The organism is Streptomyces purpureus, assembly GCF_014648195.1.
GTDB classification, from domain to species: domain Bacteria; phylum Actinomycetota; class Actinomycetes; order Streptomycetales; family Streptomycetaceae; genus Streptomyces; species Streptomyces purpureus.
Window position 1 is genome coordinate 44,669 of record NZ_BMQQ01000021.1, and the last position, 21,955, is coordinate 66,623.

The following is a 21,955-nucleotide window of genomic DNA, read 5'->3' on the forward strand; positions in this document are numbered from 1 at the left end:
GGACGGTCTGCTGCTGGCGATGTCCGAAGGGTTTCCGCGCGACCGCGCCGACCAGCTCGCGGCCGTCGCCTCCGGACTGACCTCGCTCACCGCGGGGGCGTCCCGGATCTTCGAAGGCGGTCCCGTCACCCAGACCGTCGTGGAGATGGAGCGCGGTTTCCTCTTCCTCATGTCCGTTTCGGACGGCTCCTCCCTGGCCGTCCTGGCCCACCCGGAGTGCGACATCGGCCTTGTCGGGTACGAGATGGCGCTGCTGGTCGACCGGGCCGGCAGCGTCCTCACCCCGGACCTGCGGGCCGAGCTCCAGGGAAGCCTGCTCCACTAGCCCAACAGCACGTCGGCGGTGCGCCCCTCAGCCCGCCTTCCGCCCCAACTGACCGTAAGGCCGCCCCACATGGCCCCCCACCGGCCCCTCAGACGGCACGAAGACGATCCTGCTGTCACGCCCGGAGGATTAATGACCCCGCCACCCGCCTCTCACGATCCGTACGGCGTCTCCGTAGACGCCTACGGGCATGAAGGCGACCAGCCGCTGGTCCGTCCGTACGCCATGACCGGCGGCCGGACCCGGCCGCGCTACCAGCTCGCCATCGAGGCGCTGGTCAGCACGACCGCCGACCCGGCCCACCTCGGGTCGCTGCTCCCCGAGCACCAGCGGATCTGCCACCTCTGCCGTGAGGTCAAGTCGGTGGCCGAGGTCTCCGCACTGCTGTCGATGCCCCTGGGTGTCGCCCGGATCCTCGTCGCCGACCTGGCCGAGGCGGGCATGGTGGCGATCCACCAGCCGGGCAATGGAGAGGCCGGCGGCACGCCGGATGTGACGCTGCTCGAAAGGGTGCTCAGTGGACTTCGGAAGATCTAGCGGCGGTACCGCCCGGTCGACCACCAGCGCGAAGATCGTGGTGGCGGGTGGCTTCGGCGTGGGCAAGACCACGTTCGTCGGCGCCGTCTCGGAGATCAATCCGCTGCGTACAGAGGCCGTGATGACCTCCGCGTCGGCGGGCATCGACGACCTGACGCACACCGGTGACAAGACCACCACCACGGTGGCGATGGACTTCGGCCGTATCACTCTGGACCAGGACCTGATCCTGTACCTCTTCGGTACGCCGGGCCAGGACCGCTTCTGGTTCATGTGGGACGACCTGGTCCGGGGTGCCATCGGCGCTGTCGTGCTGGTCGACACCCGTCGTCTGGCCGACTGCTTCCCGGCGGTGGACTACTTCGAGAACTCCGGGCTGCCGTTCGTCATCGCCCTCAACGGATTCGACGGGTACCAGCCCTACGGTCCCGACGAGGTGCGCGAGGCGCTCCAGATCGGCCCGGACACCCCGATCATCACCACCGACGCCCGTCACCGGGGGGATGCGAAGAGCGCGCTCATCACGCTCGTCGAGCATGCCCTGATGGCGCGACTCAAGTAGTGGCCGGTATACGTCAGTTGTCGTAGTCCGACCAGTTGTAAACAGGGGTGCGCTGTGTGGTTCGACACGGTCCGCCCCGGTGTTCATAACATTTCGACAGAGAATTGAGCCTGGTCGGACACCCGACGCATCCGAGTCGTATCGCTGCGCTCACATGAGCCCCGCCTTTTGGCGGGGCTCGCTCTTTATGCCCGTTTTATCTGCGGTCTGGACCACTTGAAATGGCCCGTTCCCGCTGTTTGGAACGGACCCGCTTCACGTGCTGCAATTCCCTGAACTCCCGAGTAGTACGGCCCTGAACGAAAAACGGCACAACGTAGGTGCCGACGCCGAGAGGTTGTTGGTCGAGTGAGGCGAAGCAAGGAAAGCTCCGCGGAGCAGCAGGCGCGGGGAAACTTCACCCCGCCGCCGCGCGCGGCGGTGTCGCCTGCGGACGCGCCAGGAACGGTCGAGGAAAGCGCCCCCACCGGCAGCTCCAGCAAGCTGTCCCCGCGTAACTGGCGGGTGCCCACCCGGCTGAACGCGATCCTCCTCATACCCGTGCTCGTCGGCCTCGTCATGGGCGGCTTCCAGGTGAAGACCGCTGTCGACACCTGGCAGGAGGCCCGGGACGCCGAGAAGACGGCGCTCATCGTGCGCGCCGCCTCGGAGTACGGCGAGGCCCTCCTCAACGAGCGTGACCTCACCGCCGCACCGCTCCTCACCGCGAGGACCGAGGAGGACCGTAAGACCGACGAGGTCCTCAAGATCTACGCGGCCACCGACGAGGCGAAGAAGAAGTTCGACGCCGCCGTCCAGGACATGCCCGAGGGGCAGGGCCTGGAGCGCCGTCTGGAGCTCTTCAGGAACGCCAAGCCGACCCTGGAGGACCTGCGCGAGGTCGCGTACAAGCGCGTGCAGGACCCCACCCAGACCGAGCAGGGCTACGTCGCGGTCCAGCACTACCTGATGGAGTTCTCCAACGAGCTCGGTCTCGGTACCGGCAACGTCACCAGCTACGGCCGTACGGTCTACGCCATCCAGCTCGCCAAGGCCGCGAACTCGCTGCAGCGCTCGATCGGTATGCACCTGCTGGTCCGGCCGAGCAAGGACGACGCCGTCTTCGCCCAGCAGTCGGTGGCGTTCAACTCGTACAACTACCTGGAGTCCATCGCTCTGGGCGAGTACCAGTCCGGTGGCACCGACGCCGATGTCGCGCGGCTCCAGGAGGTCATGAAGGGCAAGGCGGTCGAGGGCGCCAAGAAGCTCGAGGCGGCCGGTCTCAACCCGCCGCGGGACGCGCAGGGCAACGTCCTCGCCGGTATGGCCGCCGCGATCGGCCAGGCCAAGGACGCCGACGGGATCAAGGACCTCCGTAAGAAGGACATCACCCCCGAGACCTGGATGGGCGGCTCCACGGCGAAGTTCGACGGCTACTCCCAGGTCGAGTCGGAGCTCGTCACCAAGGCCGTGGACGAGGCCTCGGACATCGCCGACGAGGCCAGGACCGACGCGTTCGTCATCGGCGGCATCGTCGTGATCGCGCTCCTCACCGCCTTCATCCTGGCCGGGATGATGGCGCGCCAGATGAGCCGCTCCATGCGCCAGCTGCGGACCGCCGCCTTCACCATCGCCGAGCAGCGGCTGCCGATGCTGGTCGACCAGCTCTCGCGCACCGAGCCCGGCCGCGTCGACACCCGCGTGAAGGCCATCCCGATCGACACCCAGGACGAGATCGGCGAGGTCGCCCGCGCCTTCGACCAGGTCCACCGTGAGGCCGTCCGGCTCGCCGCCGAGCAGGCCCTGCTCCGGGGCAACGTCAACGCGATCTTCACCAACCTGTCGCAGCGCAACCAGGCGCTGATCGAGGGCCAGCTGACCCTGATCACCGACCTGGAGAACAACGAGGCCGACCCGGACCAGCTGGAGAACCTCTTCAAGCTGGACCACCTGGCGACCCGTATGCGCCGCAACGGCGAGAACCTCCTCATCCTCGCCGGCGAGGAGCCGGGCCGCCGCTGGAACCAGCCGGTGCCGCTGGTGGACGTGTTGCGCGCCGCCTCCTCCGAGGTGGAGTCGTACGAGCGCATCGAGCTGACCGGTGTCCCCGAGTCCGAGATCCACGGCCAGGCCGTGACCGACCTCGTGCACCTGCTCGCCGAGCTGCTGGAGAACGCCACGACGTTCTCCTCCCCGCAGACGAAGGTTCGCGTCACCGCCACCCGGCTGCCCGACGGTCGGGTCATGATCGAGATCCACGACAAGGGCATCGGCCTGACCGCCGAGGACTTCGCGGACATCAACCACAAGCTGGCCAACCCGCCGACCGTGGACGCCGCCGTCTCGCAGCGCATGGGCCTGTTCGTGGTCGGCCGGCTCGCCGACCGGCACGGCATCCGGGTCCAGCTGCGCCCCTCGGGCGAGCAGGCGGGCACGACCTCGCTGGTCATGCTCCCGGACGCGATCACCCACGGTGGTGGTGGCGACCCGCTGCCGGACGACGACTTCACCGTCTCGCAGATCATCCCCGAGCAGCAGGCCTTCGAGAGCGCCCCGCTGCGCACCGCCGCCGAACTCGGCTTCGACGACTCGCGCTACGAGCAGCAGACCGGCGAGCGCCAGCTCGACCCGGTCGGCCGTTCGCTGATGCGCGGGGAGCGCCGGGCGGCCCTGGAGGAGCGCGCGCAGGGCAGCGACCGGCCGCTGTTCAGGGACGAGGTCGAGCAGGACCAGCAGGGTTACGCACCCCAGCAGGACGAGCAGTCCTACGGCCAGGAGTACGCGCAGGGCGAGCGGCAGCAGGGCTACGATCAGGGCTACCAGCAGCCTGGTTACGACCAGCAGCAGGGCTACGGCGAGCACTCCGGCTACGAGGAGTACTCCGGCGAGGAGTACCGCGGCGAGGGCTACCGCACGGACGAGTACCGCACCGGTGAGTACCAGACCGGTGACTATGCCTCCGGCAGCTATGCCGAGTCGGCCTATCCGGAATCCACGTATCCGGCTCAGGAGGCTCAGCAGCCGCAGTACGACGGCTCGTTCGACTCCCAGGCCCAGCAGGGCGAGTGGGCCGGTCAGGACGCCTTCCAGGGCCGCTATGAGTCGGATTACCAGCCGGAAGCGGAATCTGCCCCGGGCGCTCCCGCGCACGCTCCGGAGCGCGTAGGCTTCGACCGTCAGGGTCCGGCCCCGAGCAGCGGTCACGCGCTGACCGACGCCGGTCTGCCGCGCCGCGGCAGCAGCGCGCAGAACCCGCAGGCGCCGCAGCCGCAGTCGCAGCAGCGGGCGCCGCAGGCGAAGCCGGTGCAGCAGGCCCAGCCGGGCCGCGAGGACCGGCAGAACGACGCCGACGGCTCCGACGACTGGCGTTCGACGAACGACGAACGCTGGCAGCGGGCCGAGAAGCTCCGCGAGCCGAAGGCCGGAGGGGTCACCCCCTCCGGGCTGCCGCGACGGGTTCCCAAGGCCAATCTGGTCGAGGGCACGGCGGAGCAGACCCCGCAGGGCGGCCCACAGGTCTCCCGCGCCCCTGAGGACGTGCGTGGCAGGTTGAGCAACCTGCGGCGCGGCGTCCAGCAGGGTCGCAGCGCGGGAACGGACACGAACGGATCGGGCCTCGGCCCGGGTAGTACCTACAACCAGGAGCGTTAGTGTGAGCCCGATGAGCCAGGCGGCGCAGAATCTGAACTGGTTGATCACCAACTTCGTGGACAACACCCCTGGGGTGTCCCACACGGTGGTGGTCTCCGCCGACGGACTCCTGCTGGCGATGTCGGAGGGTTTCCCCCGGGACCGCGCCGACCAGCTTGCGGCCGTCGCCTCCGGACTGACCTCGCTCACCGCGGGGGCGTCCCGGATCTTCGAGGGGGGTGCCGTCAACCAGACCGTGGTCGAGATGGAGCGCGGTTTCCTCTTCATCATGTCCATCTCGGACGGTTCTTCGCTGGCCGTGCTCGCGCACCCGGACGCCGACATCGGCCTCGTCGGGTACGAGATGGCGCTGCTGGTCGACCGGGCCGGCAGCGTCCTCACCCCGGACCTGCGCGCGGAGCTTCAGGGAAGCCTCCTGAACTAGAAGAACTGTTCTCAACCATCAGACAGACAGTGCGTTTCGCGCCATCGCACCATAGGGTGCGGTGGCGCGGCTCCAAGGGACATGGACCGCGACGGCAGTCGGAGGAGGAAACGTGGGAACACCCCCGGGCGGACGCCCATATGACGGTTATGACGGGCACCAGCCGCACGGTGACACCGGTCAGAACCGTTTCAACTTTCCCTCCGCACCGAGCAGCAGACAGGGCCCCGCACAGCCCTATCCGAATGCTCAACAGCCGTACGACCAGCCGCAGGCGCCGCGGATCCAGCCCGCGGCCCCGCGGCGGACCACGGAACCCAAGGCCCGCTCAGGGGCGGGCGCGGGCTCCGGAACCAGCCACAACCCGCTGGTCCGTCCGTACGCCATGACCGGCGGCCGGACCCGGCCGCGGTACCAGCTCGCCATCGAGGCACTGGTCAGCACCACGGCCGATCCGGCCCGGCTGCAAGGGCAGTTGCCCGAGCACCAGCGGATCTGCCGGCTGTGCTTCGAGATCAAGTCGGTCGCCGAGATCTCGGCCCTCCTCTCCATCCCCCTCGGCGTTGCCCGGATCCTCGTCGCCGACCTGGCGGAGGCCGGCCTCGTCGCCATCCACCAGCCCGGCGGCGACGAGGCCGCCGGCGGCCAGCCAGATGTGACACTGCTCGAAAGGGTGCTCAGTGGACTTCGCAAGCTCTAGCGGCGGTGCTGCCCGCTCAACCACCAGCGCGAAGATCGTGGTGGCGGGCGGCTTCGGCGTGGGCAAGACCACGTTCGTCGGCGCCGTCTCGGAGATCAACCCGCTGCGTACCGAAGCCGTGATGACCTCCGCGTCGGCGGGCATCGACGACCTCACCCACACCGGCGACAAGACGACGACCGTCGCCATGGACTTCGGCCGTATCACCCTGGACCAGGACCTGATCCTGTACCTCTTCGGTACGCCGGGCCAGGACCGCTTCTGGTTCATGTGGGACGACCTGGTGCGCGGCGCGATCGGCGCGGTCGTGCTGGTCGACACCCGCCGGCTCGCCGACTGCTTCCCGGCGGTCGACTACTTCGAGAACTCCGGGCTGCCGTTCGTCATCGCCCTCAACGGCTTCGACGGCCACCAGCCGTACACGCCGGACGAGGTGCGCGAGGCGCTCCAGATCGGCCCGGACACCCCGATCATCACCACCGACGCCCGCCACCGCGCGGACGCCAAGAGCGCCCTCATCACGCTCGTCGAGCACGCCCTGATGGCCCGCCTGCGCTAGCCGTCACGAGCCGCCCCGGCCCCGTACACCGCGGAAGGTGTACGGGGCCTTCTGCGTGGCGTCGCGGCACGTGCCTGGGGACGCGAAAGGCCCCCGTCTCGCGACGGGGGCCTTCACGCGTGCGGTGGGCGTCAGCCCTGCCAGGAGTGGGCCGAGCGGAAGCCGTTCTGGCGTTCCAGGCGGCGCCAGCCGGCGGTGGAGCGGCGGCGGTGGGCCGGGGCGTCGGGCTGGGCGGCGGCGCGGGCGAGGAGGACCGCGGTGATCGCGGCGAGTTCCTCGGGGTCGGCGTGGCCCTTCTCGACGCGCAGCAGATGCTCGGAGGCGGGTGTGGTCACAGGGTGCTCCTGTTACTGAGGCGGGTTGCCGTGCTTGCGGGACGGCAGGTCGGCGTGCTTGGTGCGGAGCATCGCGAGGGACTTGATGAGGACCTCGCGGGTCTCGGTGGGGTCGATGACGTCGTCGACGAGTCCGCGCTCCGCCGCATAGTAGGGGTGCATCAGCTCGGCCTTGTACTCCTTGACCATGCGGGCCCGCATGGCTTCGGGGTCCTCGGCGTCGGCGATCTGCCGGCGGAAGATGACGTTGGCCGCGCCCTCGGCGCCCATGACCGCGATCTCGTTGGTGGGCCAGGCGTAGGTGAGGTCGGCGCCGATGGACTGGGAGTCCATGACGATGTAGGCGCCGCCGTACGCCTTGCGCAGGATCAGGGAGATACGGGGCACGGTCGCGTTGCAGTAGGCGTACAGCAGCTTTGCGCCGTGCCGGATGATTCCACCGTGCTCCTGGTCGACGCCGGGCAGGAAGCCGGGTACGTCCAGAAGAGTGATGATCGGGATGTTGAAGGCGTCGCACATCTGCACGAACCGGGCGGCCTTCTCGGACGCCTCGATGTCCAGGACACCGGCCAGCGACTGGGGCTGGTTGGCGACGATGCCGACGACCTGGCCGTCGAGCCGGGCCAGCGCGCAGATGATGTTGCGGGCCCAGCGCTCGTGGATCTCGAGGTAGTCGCCGTCGTCGACGAGCTCCTCGATGACCTTGTGCATGTCGTACGGGCGGTTGCCGTCGGCCGGGACCAGGTCGAGCAGGACGTCCGAGCGGCGGTCGGCGGCGTCCTCGGAGACGACGACCGGGGGGTTCTCGCGGTTGTTCTGCGGCAGCATCGACAGGAGGTAGCGCACCTCCGCGATGCAGGTCTCCTCGTCGTCGTAGGCGAAGTGCGCCACGCCGCTGGTCTCGGCGTGCACGTCGGCGCCGCCCAGGCCGTTCTGGGAGATCTCCTCGCCGGTGACCGCCTTGACGACGTCCGGGCCGGTGATGAACATCTGCGAGGTCTCACGGACCATGAAGACGAAGTCGGTGAGCGCCGGGGAGTAGGCGGCGCCGCCCGCGCACGGGCCGAGCATCACCGAGATCTGCGGGATGACACCCGAGGCCCTGGTGTTGCGCTGGAAGATGCCGCCGTAGCCGGCGAGCGCCGAGACGCCCTCCTGGATACGGGCGCCGGCGCCGTCGTTCAGGGAGACCAGCGGCGCACCGGCCGCGATGGCCATGTCCATGATCTTGTGGATCTTGGTGGCGTGGGCCTCGCCCAGCGCGCCGCCGAAGATCCGGAAGTCGTGGGCGTAGACGAAGACCGTGCGGCCCTCGACGGTGCCCCAGCCCGTGATCACACCGTCGGTGTAGGGCTTCTTGGACTCCAGACCGAAGCCGGACGCCCGGTGCCGTCGCAACTGCTCGACCTCACGGAACGAGCCCGGGTCCACCAGCAGCTCGATACGCTCGCGAGCCGTCAGCTTGCCCTTCGCGTGCTGCGCCTCGGTCGCACGGTCGCTCGGCCCACGCAGGGCCTGCTCACGCAGGGCGTGCAGCTCCGCCACACGCCCACGGGCGTCACTCGGCTCGCTCGGGATCTTGTCCACCAGATCGGTCATGTACCGACCCTACGAAGCCGACCAAGAAAATCCCGCCGTTGACTCCGTACAGTCTCCTGACCGGATTCCTGGTGGAGCTGGACAGAACGGCTTCCCGTACGGCACTTCTCAACAGCTAGGAACCCCTCGTACTTATGGGGTTCCTATAAAAGTCAGCTGAGAGCCACCTCACACCGATGAGTGGCCCCCTGGGTGCCGGGGGTGATCCGCAGCCGGAGCGACGGGGTGGTGGCGAGCACCTCCACCGAGGGATCGCGAAAGAGGATCCGGGCGACCGGACGGTCCCAGGCGATCTCCAGCGGCTGCCCGGTTCTGGGCGGCTCGGAGACGGCGAGGACGGCGGTGGAGCGGCGCCTGCGCACCAGCACGCTCGCCGGGGCACTCACCTTCAGGCGCTCTACCGTACCGGCTCGCCAGAAGTTCGCCGCGGTCAGCCCCAGAGAGCGGACGGCGACCGCCTGGCGGTCCGCGGTGTTGTCGAGGATCTCCAGCCAGCCGAGATCGTGGGAACGTGCCGCCACGGCGCGTCGCGAGGCGCCCGGCATCAGCAGATAGGCGTAGGCCGCTTGGGTGGGGTTCGTGCCGTGGTCCAGCCACAGGGTCTGGTACCGGCGGGTGCGGCGCTCGGTGGAGGAGCCGGCGTTGATGTCGCTCCAGGCCCCCGTGCGGTCCTCGCGCAGGGTGCGCAGCGCTCCCGTGCCGCCGGGCAGGACCCAGCCGCCGTGGCCTTCGAGGTGGGCCCAGCGGGGGCCGGTGGTGAAGGCCTGGGTGCCCTGCTCGCCGAGGTTGCGATTGTCGACGACGGTCTCGACGGGGACGCCGTCGGTGCTGGTGATCCCGGCGCCGAGGCAGATGACGGTGTCGGCGGCGCAGAACCAGGACTTACGGGCTTCGAGGGTGGACCCGAGGCCCTTGAGGTGCTGGCCCACCGCGGCGAACTCCCCGTCGGTGGCGCCGCCGACCCACTGGACGGCGGGCTTGGGCTGCCCCCATTCGCCGCCGGCCCGGTCGGCGAGCCGCTTGGTGGAGACGGTGGTGCCGGGCAGCCGGTAGGGGTCCACGGTCGGCCAGAACCAGTCGGTGTACTGGGCGTCCGCTCCTGGGCCGGGGCCCCACCAGTAGAGCATTCCGGCGCCGGTGTGCCAGCCGCGCGGGTTCTCGCCGTTGCCGCACTCGTAGTACGAGATCCGCTCCGAGGCCATGGCTATGTTGGCGGCCCAGCCGGGGCGGCGGTGGACGGCGCGGTCCATGGCGGCGAAGAGGCGGTGGCCGACGGGCTCGGGGGCGGCGGGGCCGGGGGCGGCGGCGACCGCGTGCAGCCGGGCGAGGTCGGCGACGCCGAACTGGCGGGCGGTGAGGATCGGGCTGACCGTGTCCCGTTCGATCCAGCCCTTCACGCGCGCGTGCCACCGGTCGCGTTCGGCGGGGCTCGCCCCGGCGGCGAGCAGGGCGATGGCGGCGATGAGTCCCTGGCCGTGGAAATGGTCGCCGCGCAGGATCTTCCGGGCGTCGTCGCGGGCGTAACCGCGGCTGATGGCACGGCCGTTGACGCTGTCCATCGCGAGGCCGTTGTAGATGAGCGGGGCGTAGGCGTGCTCGACGCCGTCGAGGATGATCTGCCGGGCCGGGTCTGTGACCGCCCAGGTGGAGCCGGCGAGCAGCGTGAAGAGCCGGCCGAGGCCGTCGAGCAGGACCTGTCCGTACGTACCCGAGTAGGCGACCCAGGTGTGCTGGACGAAGCTGCCGTCGGCGTAGAGGCCGTCGCCCCGGGTGACGTACGGGAAGACGGGGCTCAGCGCGTCCCGGGCCAGGGCGAGTTTGGCGGGGTCGCGGCCGAGGACGCCGCGCAGGGCGACCGAGCGGCACAGGTCGACGCGGTTGGCGCCGGTGGAGGTGCCGGTGTAGCTGCCGAGGGCGGAGTCGGGGATGAAGTGGTCGACGGCGGCGCAGGCGGCCTGGACGCGGTCCGGGCCGAGGTGGTCGTGGAGGGCGGCGACGATGTCCATCAGCAGGCGGGGGCTGCCGATCTGCCACTCCCACCAGTTGCCGTAGCGGGTGGTGCCGGGGTGGTAGACGCGGGCGGAGAGGTGGTCGAGGCCGCGTACCACGTCGGCGAGGAGGCTCTCGTCGCCGGTGAGGCCCGTGCCCTGCTGGAGGTAGGCCTCGGTCATGGTCCACAGGCGGCTGTAGCTCTTGGTGATCCCGGACGGCGGGTCGAAGGCGTGGCCCGGCCACAGGGAGGTGGCGGTGGGGGCCATCGACGCCTGGAAGCCGCGGGCGAGTTCGCCGGTCTCGGCGAGCCGGGAGGCGTACGGCGCGGCGGCCGGGTCGTAGCCGGTGCCGAGCTGGAGGGTCAGCCAGCGGGCTCGTAGCGTGTCGAACTCGTCTGCGGCAGCGGCGCGTTGAATGGGGACACGGGCGGACGCCGGGGCGGGCACGAGGGCGGCGCCGATGGCGGCGGACGAGGTGGCGGCGAGGAAGGTGCGGCGGGACCAGGCGGGCACGGGGGCCTCCCGAGGCGTGGGTGTGGACCGGCTCAGGGCCGGTGTAGCACGCGCTTTCTGTCGCCAGCAATGGTCATGACATGACGAGATGAAAGCGCTTTCCACCTTGGGGCGTCCGGACGGCGGGATGGCGGGCCGCCCGGGCGCCGGGTCAGGGCCTTCGAGGGTCAACCGCCGCAGTGGAAGCGGGCGTTGCTCCAGTCGGCGTGGTCGTTGCCGTTGCCGTCTCCCCCGTCGTCGGCCACCAGGTCGACGTACCGCGCGCCGGTGACGTCGACGGTCAGGGACCACGCCGGGTCGTTCGCCCCCAGGACCGGTGACGTCACCTTCCGGGTCCCGTCGGCGAGCACGCCGAAGCGCACGCTGCCGCGGGCCGTCTGTGCGTCGTCCACGCCGACCTCGGCGGTGAAGGTGGTGCACCGGCCGCCCAGGTAGTAGCGGACGGTGGCCGGGGCGTGGGTGCCCAGGCCCTTGGCGTAGGGCACCCCGCCGATCGACAGCGGGCGGCCGTCGCCGGTGCCGGTCTCGCCGTTGGAGCGGTCGCGTTCGACGGGGCCCCAGCCGTTGGTGGCCGAGGTCCAGTCGAGGTCACTGGCCCAGCTGTCGGTGGTGGGCGGCGGGGGCAGCGTACGGACGGAGGTGGTGGCGCTCACCCGGCGCGGGACGCCACCGGTGGCGTAGGTCGCGTGCGATGTCACCGTGTACGTCCGGTAGGGGGCGTCCAGCGGTGGGGTCACCCGCCAGGTGGCGCTCGCCTTGGCGCCCGGTGCGACCGAGTCGAAGGTGACGGGGCCGGCCGGCTCGGCGCTCCAGCCGTCGGGCAGGGTCAGTGCCACCGCGACCCCTTCGGCGGCTCCGGCCTCGTCGTGGGTGAAGGTGGCCGTGACGTCGTTGGGGCGGCCTGGTTCCAGGGTCTCGCCGGCCGTGACCGAGAGCGTTCCACAGGCGGCGGGTTCGGCGGCCGGGCCGAGGTCGGTGACGGTGAAGCCGTCGAGGACGAAGTCGGCTCCGTCGGGGGCGTCGCTCCGCTTGCGCAGCCCGGTCCAGGTGTCCCCGCATCCGGCGGTGACGGTCTCGGTGAACCGCGCGGTGGTCCGCTGCTGTCCGATCGGTGTGCGGCGGGTCTCCACGGCGCCGCCGGACGTGCGGTCGTACCCGGTCACCCACTCGTAGGCGCCCGCATGGCTGGACTGGTGGTCGTAGGAGACCCGGTAGGCGTGGCCGGCCTTCATCGGCACGGTCCAGGGGGCGGTGCGGTAGACGAGGCCGGGGTTCTCGTCGTGTGACTTGAGGGACTCGGCGCCGCCGAGGACGTCGTCGACGAGCTTGCCGTTCCAGCCGGACTGGGTGTACGGGGCGTGCAGCTGGCTGATGTGGGTGCGGGGGTCGGTGGAGCCGCCCGCGTCACCCTTGAGGAAGGGGCCCCAGCCCTGGTCGACGGCCTCGAAGTCCTCCTGGACGACGGTGCCGGGCTCGGGGGCGGGGGCGGCGCCCGCGACGACACGGACGTCGTCGACGCGTACCCGCGCCGTACCGGCCTGGGCGGCGATCCTCAGCACCGCGGTGCCGTCCGCCGGGGCGTTGAAGGTGGTCCTGGCCCGCTGGAGGTGGGTGCCGTGCCAGTCGGATGCGGCGACCTGGTCCTTGACGGCGGAGCGTTCGACGGCGACCGACCGCCCGGCGATCGAGAGCGTGGTGCGGCGCGTCGCACCCGGCTCGACCTCGACGAGCGCCGAGGCGGTGTAGCGGCGGCCGGGGGTGAGGCCGGTGATCCGCTGGGTGAGTGACACCTCGGTGTCACCGGTCAACGCGGCGCTGTGGCGGCCGTTGGCGTCGGTGTGACGGGTGACATCGCCCGACTTGGTCCAGGCGGCCAGCCGGTTGTCGTTGAAGCCCGGGTCGGCGACCGGGCCGCCCTCGCCCCAGCGCGGCGGGCTCTGCTCGGGCGCCCGGTCGGGGTAGAGCACATAGGGCTGCCCGGCGGCCGCGTCGAGGGTGATCCGGCCGTCGACCGGGCGGACCGTACCGGTCCTCACCCGGCCGTTGTCTGTGAGCTCGTACACGGTGTACGCGCCCCGGCCCGGCACCGCCCAGCTGCTGGTGCCGCCCCCCTTGCTGTAGTGGTACAGCTTCCTGCCGCCGTCCCAGGGGAGCAGATAGCGCTCGCCGTCGAGGACCTTGCGGCCGTGGTCGTAGAAGGTGCGCCGGCCGTTCTCGACGGTGCCGCGCACGCCGCCGGTGAAGGTGATGTCGTCGCCCTGCCAGCGGGTGATCCGCTGCTGCTGGAGGTATTTGGCGGGCAGGTTCTTCTGCCAGACGGTGGCCTGGAAGGCGTTCCAGTCGTTCTCGCCGGTCCAGCCCTCGAACTCCTCCAGCGCGCTCTGGCCGAGGACGGGGTGGTTGTTCCAGATGTCCTTCTCGTGGTTGCGGATGAAGCGGATGATCTGGGAGTTGAGGCCCTTGTTGGTGGAGCCGCCGTAGTCGAGGTCGTTGGCCCAGTGGGACCAGAGCGAGGCGCGCTCGAACTTCTCCGACCATTCCGTGCCGACGTGCCAGCCCTGCGCCTGGACGGCCTGGAGGGTCTTGTCGGCGATCCAGCCGTGTGTGTAGTAGACGTCGATGTAGAGGAAGGAGAGGTTGCGGTCGGTCTCGTTCCTCAACTGCTGGAATCTGCTGGCGAGATCGCCGCTGTTGAGGTCGCGGCGCTGGTCGATGTAGTAGCTCTGGTTGAGCCAGTTCCAGCCGGGCCGGGTCTTGTCGACGAGGGTCTCGCTGAAGTTCCTGGCCTCGGGGTAGGACTCGGTGGCGTTGACGTGGACGCCGAAGGTGGCGCCCCACTTCTTGCCGCCGCGCAGCAGCTTGTTGAGGTCGTCGAGGCCGCCGGCCCGCTTGTTGTAGTTGCCGCCGTAGTCGGGGTGGGCGGAGTCGTGACCCTCGGAGCCGTAGCCCTTGAGGACGGCGAGCTGGCCGAGGCCGTCGGTGGCCAGCGAGATCCGCTTGACGTCGTCGAGGGTGCGCAGGAACGGGTGGGTGGCCTGGCTGGCGAAATTGAACGGGATGTGGGTGATCACCCGGTCCGGGGTGCTTTCGCTGCCGGGTGCCCGGACGCCGATGGCACGGAAGGCGAGGGCGCCGTCCTGCCAGTCGGTCTTCCCGTCGCCGTTGGCGTCCGGGGTGACGACGACCTTCGCCCAGGGAAGGTGGTCGCCCCTCTCCGGCCGGGGGGCGCCTTCGCCGCGGTAGGTCCACTGCCCGGACCAGACGCCGACCCGGACGGATCCGTCGGCGGCCTTGCGGGCCTGGTGCCACAGCCGGGCCTTGTCGCCGCCGGTGGGGCCGGAGGGCTTGTCGTAGCTGGAGTTGGACTCGACGGCGGCGGCCAGTGAGGCCGTGTTGACCAGGCCGTAGGTGGCGCCGACGGGGGCGGGGTCCGGCGCCGTGGCGGCGGTGATGTCGGCGAAGCGGTCGGCGTTACGGGTCGAGTCGTGGTCGAGCCAGGTGAAGGCGGTCTCGGCGCCCGGGTCGGCCGAGCCGACGGAGACCAGGTCGTGGCCGGGTATGTCGAGGGTGGCGAGGCGGAAGGCGTCGGTGTCGCGGACGGCGGTGACCTTGAAGGTGGTGGCGCGGCCGGTGACGGTCAGGGACGCGTCGATCTCGACGCCGGGGAGGTCGGGGAAGGTGAGGGTGTAGGCGGCCCGGTCGGCGGTGACGACCGGTTCGCCCTTGGCCTGGACGGTGAACGGCGTGCCGTTGAGCACGACCCGGGTGACCGGGGCCGTACTGCCCGCGAGGGCGGTGCCGGTCCCGCGGTCGGTGTACGAGACCACGCGCGGGAAGTCCTTGGCGACGGCGACCGCGAGCTGGGGGGAGCCGATGAGGGCGGTGGTGCCCGGGCCGGCGGCGCGGGGGGCGTGGTGGGCCCGGCCGTCCGCGAGGGCGGGCCCGGAGAGCGGCCCGGCCAGGGCGAACAGGGCGGACGAGGCGGCGAGGAGCGCGCACCCGGAACGGAATCTTCGCGACATGGACTCTGCGTAGTGGCCGCCGCGCGGGGCGGTCAACGCGTTGGTGCGGCGGCGGCTCCGCCAGTCCAAGAACCCCGTTCCGTTAGTCCAAGCGTGACCCGGACCACAGAGATGTTGAATGTTGAACGGAATGGAGTTACGGTCGTTCTCGTTGAACATTCAACAAGAGCGTCACTCATCCCCCCAAGGAGCACGTCATGGGTCTCTTCGGCCGCAAGAACGACACCGCCACCACCGCCACCGCGGTCGCCACCCTGCCGGTGGACCCGGCGCTGGCCGCCCTGACCGGCGACTACACCGTCGACCCGGCGCACAGCAGCATCGGCTTCACCGTCCGCCACGCCATGGTCACCAACGTCCGCGGCGCCTTCGGGGAGTTCGAGGGCACGCTGCGGCTCGACGGGGCGGACCCGGGCGCCTCCACGGCCGCCCTCGACGTGCGGATCGAGAGCGTCGACACCGGGATCGCCGACCGCGACGGCCATCTGCGCGGCGCCGACTTCTTCGATGCGGAGCGGTTCCCGCTGATGACCTTCCGCTCCACCTCGGCCGAGCAGCTGGGCGGCGAGACATACCGCATGACCGGTGACCTCACGATCAAGGACGTCACCCGCCCGCTCTCCATCGACCTGGAGTTCCACGGCAGCGCGACGGACGTCTACGGCAACGAGCGCGTCGGCTTCGAGGGCAGCGCCGAGATCCTGCGCTCCGACTGGGGCCTGACCTGGAACGCGGCGCTGGAGGCCGGCGGTGTCATGGTCAGCGACAAGGTGAAGCTGACCTTCGACATCTCCGCGATCAAGACCGCCGCCTGAGCCGCCAGAGCCGCCAGACTCACCTGAGCCGCCCGAGCGACCACGCGCGCGTGGCGCTGCCGACCGGGCGGCTCACCCGCTGAGCGCCGCGGCGGCCGCGGCGGTCAGAAGCCGCCACCGCCGTCGAAGCCGCCTCCTCCGCCGAAGTCACCGCCGCCGAAGCCGCCCCAGCCGCCCGAGTCTCCGCCGCCGAAGTCACCGGAGTCGAAGTCCGCGCCGGAGGTGTCCCCGCCCTGGAAGTCGGCGCCGCCGTACTCCGCCGCATACGCCGGGGTGGAGAGCATCGATCCGAGCATCGTGCCCATCAGCAGGCCGGGCAGGATGCCGCCGCCGAAGTAGCCGCCCGCCCAGGGGCCGTAGGCCGGGCCCGCCTCCCAGTACGGGCGGCGGCCGGTGTCGGTGTCGACCGTACGGGCCGCCGGGTCCTGGCCGTCCTCGATCCGGGCGGCGTCCGCCGCGCAGACCGGGACCTGCCGCGCCGCGGCGCCGGACGGCGACCAGAGCACGTCCGCCACGGAGGGGCCGTGGCGCGGGTCGAAGAAGCAGGGCGAGCGGCGCTCGGGCAGCGGCCGGTGCTCGCGGCGCGCCGCCAGGACGGCGAGCGAGAACCGGCCGTCCTCCAGGGCCTGGGTCACCGCCCGTACGTCGCTCGGGTGCTCGGCGGCGCCCATCAGGGACTTCGCCTTGTCGTAGGCGTCCAGGGCGCGTTCGTAGTCGGCGCGCATCGCGTCGTCGGCACCCTTCTCCGCCGGGTGGAAGTCGAGCCGGTCGAGCTCCTCGCCGAAGGCGGTGATGTCCTCGTCGACGACGACCCGCAGCTTGTCGAGGGCGGCCTGCTCCTCGGCCCGCTTGCGGTTCTTGTTGCGCCTGGCGACCGCGAGCGCGCCGGCACCGCCGGCGGCCGCGACCGCGCCGAGGGTCACCAGCGCGCCGACGCCCGGACCTTCGGTGTCGGCGGCCGAGCCGCCGCTCCAGGAGGCGGGGGCGGAGCCGCGGGCCTGCGGCAGGGCCTGGTCGACGAAGTTGTTCAGCTCGGTCTGCGCGTCGACACCGGGGGTCCTCACCGCGGTGACGAGGTTCTGCACGGCATCCCGGGACATCACGGAGCGGTCCGCGCCCGCGTCGAACCCGTCGCCGAGACGGACGGCGTAGAGGCCGGTCACCCCGGTCTCGGTGCGCAGATTGCGCAGCAGGTTCTCCGGCGGGAAGTCGGCGGTCGCGGGCAGGACGGCCACGAAGACCGGCTTGTCCGCGTCGATGATCTTCTGAGCGAGGGCGTCCGCGTCGGCCCGCGAGAGCTGGTCGGCGGCGCCCGGGTCGACGTAGACCGGGCCCTGTTTCAGGGCCGCGGCCGCGTCGGATATGCCCGTGGCCCTGGCGGAGACACCGGGGGCCAGGGCCAACAGCAGCAGGAGCGCCAGCCCGGCGAGGGCCGACAGTACGGAAAACGGCCTGGTCCTCATGCATCGAAGCTACCCGAAAGGGAGCAAATCAGGCCATATCCCTGAAATTCGCGCTCCTGGGGGCAGGCGCGCGCTCAGCGGCCGGGCTGGGGACCTCGGACGGTCAGACCGAAGGCTCGGCGGGCTCCGCGGAGACGCCGGGGCGCAGGCTGACGTACGCCTTCACCGTCTCGCCGCGGTAGGCGTCGGGGACGCCGACGACGGCTGCCTCGCGGACCGCCGGGTGAGTCGCCGTACGGGAAGAGCGGGTCGTACCCGCGGTCCCCGACGTTGACCTGCCCCTGGTCGGCGGAGCGGGGCCAGCTCAGCGGCAGCTTCCCGGTGAAGGGCCGCTTGCCGTAGAGCACGTGGGTCACGCCGTCGCCCTCGCTGCCGGGCAGCCAGGAGGCGACGAGCGCGTCCATGGCGGGCAGCTGGTCGGCGATCATCTGCGGACGGCCGGAGACGACCAGCACCACGCACCGCATCGTGCCGCAGACCCGGGTCGACGGCCTTCCGGTCGGCCTCGGTGAGCTCCAGGTCGTGGCCGTTGTTGCCGACGTCGCCGAAGCCCTCGGCGTACGGGGCCTCACCGACGGCGACCACGCCCACGTCATGCCCCTCGGTGGGCGCCGAGGCGTCCACGGAGTGGGTGACCCGGGCGCCCTTGGCCGCCGTCCTGATCCCGTCCAGGATCGTCCTGCCGCTGATCGTCGGCAAGGAGGGGCCCTGCCAGCTGACGGTCCAGCCGCCGACCTGGTTGGCCATGTCGTGGGCGTTGGAACCGGCCACGTACACCCGCTGTCCGGCGCGCAGCGGCAGCGCTCCCCCGCTGTTCTTCAGCAGCACCTGCGCACGGCCCGGGTGAGCGGCTTCGTGGTGTGCAGGGTGACGCGGACCTGCGCGGTGGAGCCCTCGGTGACGGTGGTGACCGGGGCGGCGGTGACGCGCGGCACGAGGGGTGCGGCGGGCGCGTCGGCGGCCGTGAGGCAGCCGGTCAGGACGGCGACGGCGGCACCGGCCGCCGCCGTCCTGGTACTCGGAGTGATGAACGTACGAGCCATGCTGCCCATGTGTGGGACGAACAGGGGCGAATCGGCCGGTACGACGCGCTACTGGGCCGGCTCGATCCCCGCGCGCAGCAGCCCATAGGTGTACGCGTCCTCCAGCGCCTGCCAGGAAGCGGCGATGACGTTGTCGCCGACGCCGACCGTCGACCACTCGCCGCTGCCGTCGCCGGTGGTGATCAGGACGCGGGTGGTGGACTCGGTGCCGTGGCGCCCTTCGAGGATGCGGACCTTGTAGTCGACCAGCTCCAGCTTGGCGAGTTGCGGGTAGACCGGTTCGAGGCCGGCTCGCATCGCCTGGTCGAGGGCGTGCACGGGGCCGTTGCCCTCGGCGGTGGCGACGATCCGCTCGCCCTTGGCCCACAGCTTCACGGTGGCTTCGTTGGCGTGGGTGCCGTCGGGGCGGTCCTCGACGATCGCCCGCCAGGACTCCGTACGGAAGTAGGTGCGGGGGCGTCCCTCCGCCTCGGCGCGCAGGAGCAGTTCGAAGGAGGCGTCGGCGGCCTCGTAGGTGTAGCCCTGGAGTTCGCGCTCCTTGACCCGCTCGACGACCCGGCCGACCAGGTCGCGGTCGTTGCCGAGGTCGACGCCGAGCTCCTTGCCCTTGAGCTCGACCGAGGCGCGCCCGGCCATGTCGGAGACGAGCATCCGCATGGTGTTGCCGACCTGCTCGGGGTCGATGTGCTGGTACAGGTCGGGGTCGACCTTGATGGCGGAGGCGTGCAGTCCGGCCTTGTGGGCGAAGGCGGAGACACCCACGTAGGGCTGGTGGGTGGAGGGCGTGAGGTTGACGACCTCGGCGATGGCGTGCGAGATCCGGGTCATCTCGGCGAGCGCGCCGTCGGGCAGCACCTTCATGCCGTACTTGAGCTCCAGTGCGGCGACGACCGGGAAGAGGTTGGCGTTGCCGACCCGCTCGCCGTAGCCGTTGGCGGTGCACTGGACGTGGGTGGCGCCCGCGTCGACGGCGGCCAGGGTGTTGGCGACGGCGCAGCCGGTGTCGTCCTGGGCGTGGATGCCGAGGCGGGCGCCGGTGTCGGCGAGGACGGTGGTGACGACGGCCTGGACCTGGGCGGGGAGCATGCCGCCGTTGGTGTCGCAGAGGATGACGACGTCGGCGCCGGCCTCGGAGGCGGCGCGGACGACGGCCTTGGCGTATTCGGGGTTGGCCTTGTAGCCGTCGAAGAAGTGCTCGCAGTCGACGAAGACCCGGCGGCCCTGCTCGCGCAGGAAGGTGACGGTGTCGCGGACCATCTCGACGTTCTCGTCGAGCGTGGTGCGCAGGGCGAGTTCGACATGCCGGTCGTGAGCCTTGGCGACCAGCGTGATCACCGGGGCGCCGGACTCCAGGAGCGCTCTGACCTGCGGGTCGTCGGCGGCCTTGGCCCCGGCCCGGCGGGTGGCACCGAAGGCGACCAGCTGCGCGTGCTTGAAGTCGATCTCCTGCTGGGCGCGGGCGAAGAACTCGGTGTCCCGCGGGTTGGCCCCGGGCCAGCCGCCCTCGATGAAGCCGACGCCGAATTCGTCCAGGTGCCGCGCGATGGTCAGCTTGTCGGCGACGGTGAGGTTGATGCCTTCGCGCTGGGCGCCGTCGCGCAGCGTGGTGTCGAAGACATGGAAACTGTCGTCGGCCCGAGCGCCCCGGTCGGTGCTCTGGTCGGTCTCCGTGGTCATGACTGTGTTGGCTCCTGTCGGACGTGGCTCCGGAAGGTATGGCTCCACTTGCCCCCATTTTCGCGCGCCTTCCGTCTCCGGTCGGGGTGGTCCGGAAAACGAAAAAACCCCTCGCGGGTGCGAGAGGTCTGCGCGCGGGTCTGGGGCACGGTGGCCGCTGCCGCGGGGGTACAGCCGCGTTCAGCGGTCACTGCGGACCGGCGCGCTACTGCCAATAATCATGGTGGTAGCAAGCACCTCCGCAGTCTCCCACACGGGCGCCGTCCGCGGGACACGGGTCTCACATGGCGGGCACCCGGCCGAGGGACCGGTTGGGAAGTGGGTGGCGACGGAGGCGCTCCCGCGCGCCGCCGTCGCCACCGGTCATGGACGGCCTACACGGCCGGGGTCCTGGCCGGCTCCGGCTCGGGCGCCCGCGGGGCCCTGCCGACGCGGCCGAGGTCGATGTCGCGGGTCTCGCGCATCGTCAGGTACACCACCAGGGAGACCGCGGCGCAGCCGGCGACGTACCAGTAGAAGCCGGACTCGACGCCCGAGTCCTTGAACCAGAGCGCCACGTACTCGGCGGTGCCGCCGAAGAGCGCGTTGGCGATGGCGTAGGGCAGGGCGACGCCGAGGGCCCGGATGCCGGTGGGGAAGAGCTCGGCCTTCACGCACGCGTTGATCGAGGTGTAGCCGGTGATCACGACGAGGGCGAGCAGCGAGAGGCCGAGGGCGGGCCAGAAGGAGCCCGCGTGCCGCAGCAGCGTCATGATCGGCACGGTCAGGAAGGTCGAGCCGAGCGCGAAGGTGATCAGCAGCGGGCGGCGGCCGATGCGGTCGGAGAGCTTGCCGGCGAGCGGCTGCAGACAGGCGAAGACGATCAGGGCGCAGAAGGAGACCAGGGTGGCGGTCTGCTTGGGCAGGCCCGCGGAGTTGGACAGGTACTTCGTGAGGTAGGTCGTGTACGTGTAGTACGCGACGGTGCCGCCCATGGTCAGGGCGATGACGAGGAACGCCTCACGCTTGTGCGCCCACAGCGCCTTGATGGTGCCCTTGTCCTTGGCCGGGGTGTCGTCGGCGGAGTCCTCGTAGACGTCCGTCTCCAGCATGTTGCGGCGCAGGTAGAAGACGACCGCGGCGCCGAGCGCGCCGATGATGAAGGGGATGCGCCAGCCCCAGCTGTGCAGGGCCTCGCTGGACATCGTGCGCTGGAGCACGATCTGCAGGCCGAGGCCGAGGATCTGGCCGGCGGTCATCGACACGTACTGGAAGCTGGAGGCGAAGCCGCGGTGCTGCGGGGCGGAGGCCTCGGTGAGGTACGTGGCGCTGGCGGCGTACTCGCCGCCGACCGAGAGCCCCTGGAGCAGCCGGGCGATCAGCAGGACGGCGGCGCCGCCGTAGCCGGCGACGGAGTAGGTGGGGGCGACGGCGATCAGTAGGGCCGAGGCGGACATGAGGGTGACGGTGAGCGTGAGGGCCGCCTTGCGGCCCTTGCGGTCGCCGACCCGGCCGAGGAGCCAGCCGCCGACGGGGCGCATGAAGAAGCCGACGGCGAAGATGCCGGCGGTGTTCATGAGCTTGGCGGTGTCGTTGCCCTCAGGGAAGAAGGCTCCCGCGAAGTAGGTGGCGAAGCTCGCGTACACGAACCAGTCGAACCACTCGACCATGTTGCCGGCCGACCCGACCCAGATCTTTTTCCAGTGCTCTCGTCCCATGATCCGAACCGTGCCGGAGGGGCCCGGGGGCGGACAAGGCGGTGGCGGGCAACGATAGGGAGT

Annotated in this window: 16 protein-coding genes and 2 pseudogenes; 8 read left to right on the forward strand and 10 right to left on the reverse strand. The window is 70.9% G+C overall.

The window, feature by feature from the left end; translation table 11 throughout:
• The 7 genes from IEZ01_RS24090 to IEZ01_RS24120 all read left to right on the forward strand — a co-directional run.
• Positions 1–325: roadblock/LC7 domain-containing protein (locus tag IEZ01_RS24090; RefSeq protein WP_229833192.1), on the forward strand; the 325-nt coding region annotated here is incomplete at its 5' end.
• A gap of 132 nt (positions 326–457) precedes the next feature.
• Complete coding sequence (locus IEZ01_RS24095) at positions 458–862, forward strand: DUF742 domain-containing protein (RefSeq protein WP_019889726.1); 405 nt, start codon at positions 458–460, stop codon at positions 860–862.
• Entirely contained in the window at positions 843–1,424 is a 582-nt protein-coding gene (locus IEZ01_RS24100; protein WP_028798027.1) for a GTP-binding protein, read from the forward strand. The genes IEZ01_RS24095 and IEZ01_RS24100 overlap by 20 nt, the downstream gene beginning before the upstream one ends.
• Positions 1,425–1,772: 348 nt before the next feature.
• Positions 1,773–5,054, forward strand: a complete 3,282-nt coding sequence (locus IEZ01_RS24105) for a sensor histidine kinase (RefSeq protein ID WP_189203728.1) — start codon at positions 1,773–1,775, stop codon at positions 5,052–5,054.
• A gap of 10 nt (positions 5,055–5,064) precedes the next feature.
• Positions 5,065–5,478, forward strand: coding sequence for a roadblock/LC7 domain-containing protein (locus IEZ01_RS24110; protein WP_006127847.1), 414 nt, complete (start codon positions 5,065–5,067; stop codon positions 5,476–5,478).
• Between the two features lie 112 nt (positions 5,479–5,590).
• Positions 5,591–6,178: a DUF742 domain-containing protein gene (locus IEZ01_RS24115; protein ID WP_028798025.1), complete on the forward strand. Its 588-nt coding sequence runs from the start codon at positions 5,591–5,593 to the stop codon at positions 6,176–6,178.
• Positions 6,159–6,737: a GTP-binding protein gene (locus IEZ01_RS24120; protein WP_189203730.1), complete on the forward strand. Its 579-nt coding sequence runs from the start codon at positions 6,159–6,161 to the stop codon at positions 6,735–6,737. The genes IEZ01_RS24115 and IEZ01_RS24120 overlap by 20 nt, the downstream gene beginning before the upstream one ends.
• A 131-nt stretch (positions 6,738–6,868) precedes the next feature.
• Here the strand turns inward: IEZ01_RS24120 and IEZ01_RS24125 are convergent, their stop codons facing one another.
• The 4 genes from IEZ01_RS24125 to IEZ01_RS24140 all read right to left on the reverse strand — a co-directional run bounded on the left by IEZ01_RS24125 (position 6,869) and on the right by IEZ01_RS24140 (position 15,197).
• Positions 6,869–7,072 carry an acyl-CoA carboxylase subunit epsilon gene (locus IEZ01_RS24125; protein ID WP_019889720.1) on the reverse strand — a complete coding sequence of 68 codons (204 nt, stop codon included), beginning with the start codon at positions 7,070–7,072 and terminating at the stop codon, positions 6,869–6,871.
• Between the two features lie 12 nt (positions 7,073–7,084).
• On the reverse strand, positions 7,085–8,671 hold the full coding sequence (locus tag IEZ01_RS24130; RefSeq protein WP_019889719.1) for an acyl-CoA carboxylase subunit beta: 1,587 nt from the start codon (positions 8,669–8,671) through the stop codon (positions 7,085–7,087).
• A 152-nt stretch (positions 8,672–8,823) separates the two neighbouring features.
• The gene (locus IEZ01_RS24135) at positions 8,824–11,175 is read right to left on the reverse strand and encodes a polysaccharide lyase 8 family protein (protein WP_189203732.1); all 2,352 of its coding nucleotides are present in this window, start codon (positions 11,173–11,175) and stop codon (positions 8,824–8,826) included.
• Positions 11,176–11,342: 167 nt separating this feature from the next.
• The gene (locus tag IEZ01_RS24140; RefSeq protein ID WP_189203734.1) at positions 11,343–15,197 is read right to left on the reverse strand and encodes an endo-alpha-N-acetylgalactosaminidase family protein; all 3,855 of its coding nucleotides are present in this window, start codon (positions 15,195–15,197) and stop codon (positions 11,343–11,345) included.
• Between the two features lie 197 nt (positions 15,198–15,394).
• On the opposite strand from IEZ01_RS24140, the gene IEZ01_RS24145 reads away from it, so the two are divergent.
• The gene (locus IEZ01_RS24145) at positions 15,395–16,012 is read left to right on the forward strand and encodes a YceI family protein (protein WP_189203736.1); all 618 of its coding nucleotides are present in this window, start codon (positions 15,395–15,397) and stop codon (positions 16,010–16,012) included.
• 104 nt (positions 16,013–16,116) lie between these two features.
• On the opposite strand, the gene IEZ01_RS24150 is transcribed toward IEZ01_RS24145, so the two are convergent.
• The 6 genes and pseudogenes from IEZ01_RS24150 to IEZ01_RS24175 all read right to left on the reverse strand — a co-directional run bounded on the left by IEZ01_RS24150 (position 16,117) and on the right by IEZ01_RS24175 (position 21,892).
• Entirely contained in the window at positions 16,117–17,475 is a 1,359-nt protein-coding gene (locus tag IEZ01_RS24150; protein ID WP_019889714.1) for a hypothetical protein, read from the reverse strand.
• Positions 17,476–17,590: 115 nt separating this feature from the next.
• Positions 17,591–17,704: pseudogene (locus IEZ01_RS36085) on the reverse strand (AMP-binding enzyme); the annotation flags it as partial.
• 1 nt (position 17,705) lies between these two features.
• A pseudogene (locus tag IEZ01_RS24160) lies at positions 17,706–18,342 on the reverse strand (glycoside hydrolase family 3 protein); the annotation flags it as partial.
• On the reverse strand, positions 18,294–18,518 hold the full coding sequence (locus tag IEZ01_RS24165) for a hypothetical protein (protein WP_189203738.1): 225 nt from the start codon (positions 18,516–18,518) through the stop codon (positions 18,294–18,296). The pseudogene IEZ01_RS24160 and the gene IEZ01_RS24165, both read right to left, overlap by 49 nt.
• A 48-nt stretch (positions 18,519–18,566) precedes the next feature.
• A complete protein-coding gene (cimA, locus tag IEZ01_RS24170; protein ID WP_019889710.1) occupies positions 18,567–20,195 on the reverse strand; it encodes a citramalate synthase in 1,629 nt (542 codons plus the stop codon).
• 374 nt (positions 20,196–20,569) lie between these two features.
• Entirely contained in the window at positions 20,570–21,892 is a 1,323-nt protein-coding gene (locus IEZ01_RS24175) for an MFS transporter (protein ID WP_028798022.1), read from the reverse strand.
• Positions 21,893–21,955: the final 63 nt, after the last annotated feature.

What these genes read in the sequence shown, in the direction of transcription:
- IEZ01_RS24095 (WP_019889726.1), top strand. Translation starts at nt 458, where the DNA reads ATGACCCCGCCACCCGCCTCTCACGATCCGTACGGCGTCTCCGTAGAC.
- IEZ01_RS24110 (WP_006127847.1), top strand. Translation starts at nt 5,065, where the DNA reads ATGAGCCAGGCGGCGCAGAATCTGAACTGGTTGATCACCAACTTCGTG.
- IEZ01_RS24130 (WP_019889719.1), bottom strand. Translation starts at nt 8,671, where the DNA reads ATGACCGATCTGGTGGACAAGATCCCGAGCGAGCCGAGTGACGCCCGT.
- IEZ01_RS24140 (WP_189203734.1), bottom strand. Translation starts at nt 15,197, where the DNA reads ATGTCGCGAAGATTCCGTTCCGGGTGCGCGCTCCTCGCCGCCTCGTCC.
- IEZ01_RS24145 (WP_189203736.1), top strand. Translation starts at nt 15,395, where the DNA reads ATGGGTCTCTTCGGCCGCAAGAACGACACCGCCACCACCGCCACCGCG.
- IEZ01_RS24150 (WP_019889714.1), bottom strand. Translation starts at nt 17,475, where the DNA reads ATGAGGACCAGGCCGTTTTCCGTACTGTCGGCCCTCGCCGGGCTGGCG.
- IEZ01_RS24165 (WP_189203738.1), bottom strand. Translation starts at nt 18,518, where the DNA reads ATGGCTCGTACGTTCATCACTCCGAGTACCAGGACGGCGGCGGCCGGT.
- cimA (WP_019889710.1), bottom strand. Translation starts at nt 20,195, where the DNA reads ATGACCACGGAGACCGACCAGAGCACCGACCGGGGCGCTCGGGCCGAC.
- IEZ01_RS24175 (WP_028798022.1), bottom strand. Translation starts at nt 21,892, where the DNA reads ATGGGACGAGAGCACTGGAAAAAGATCTGGGTCGGGTCGGCCGGCAAC.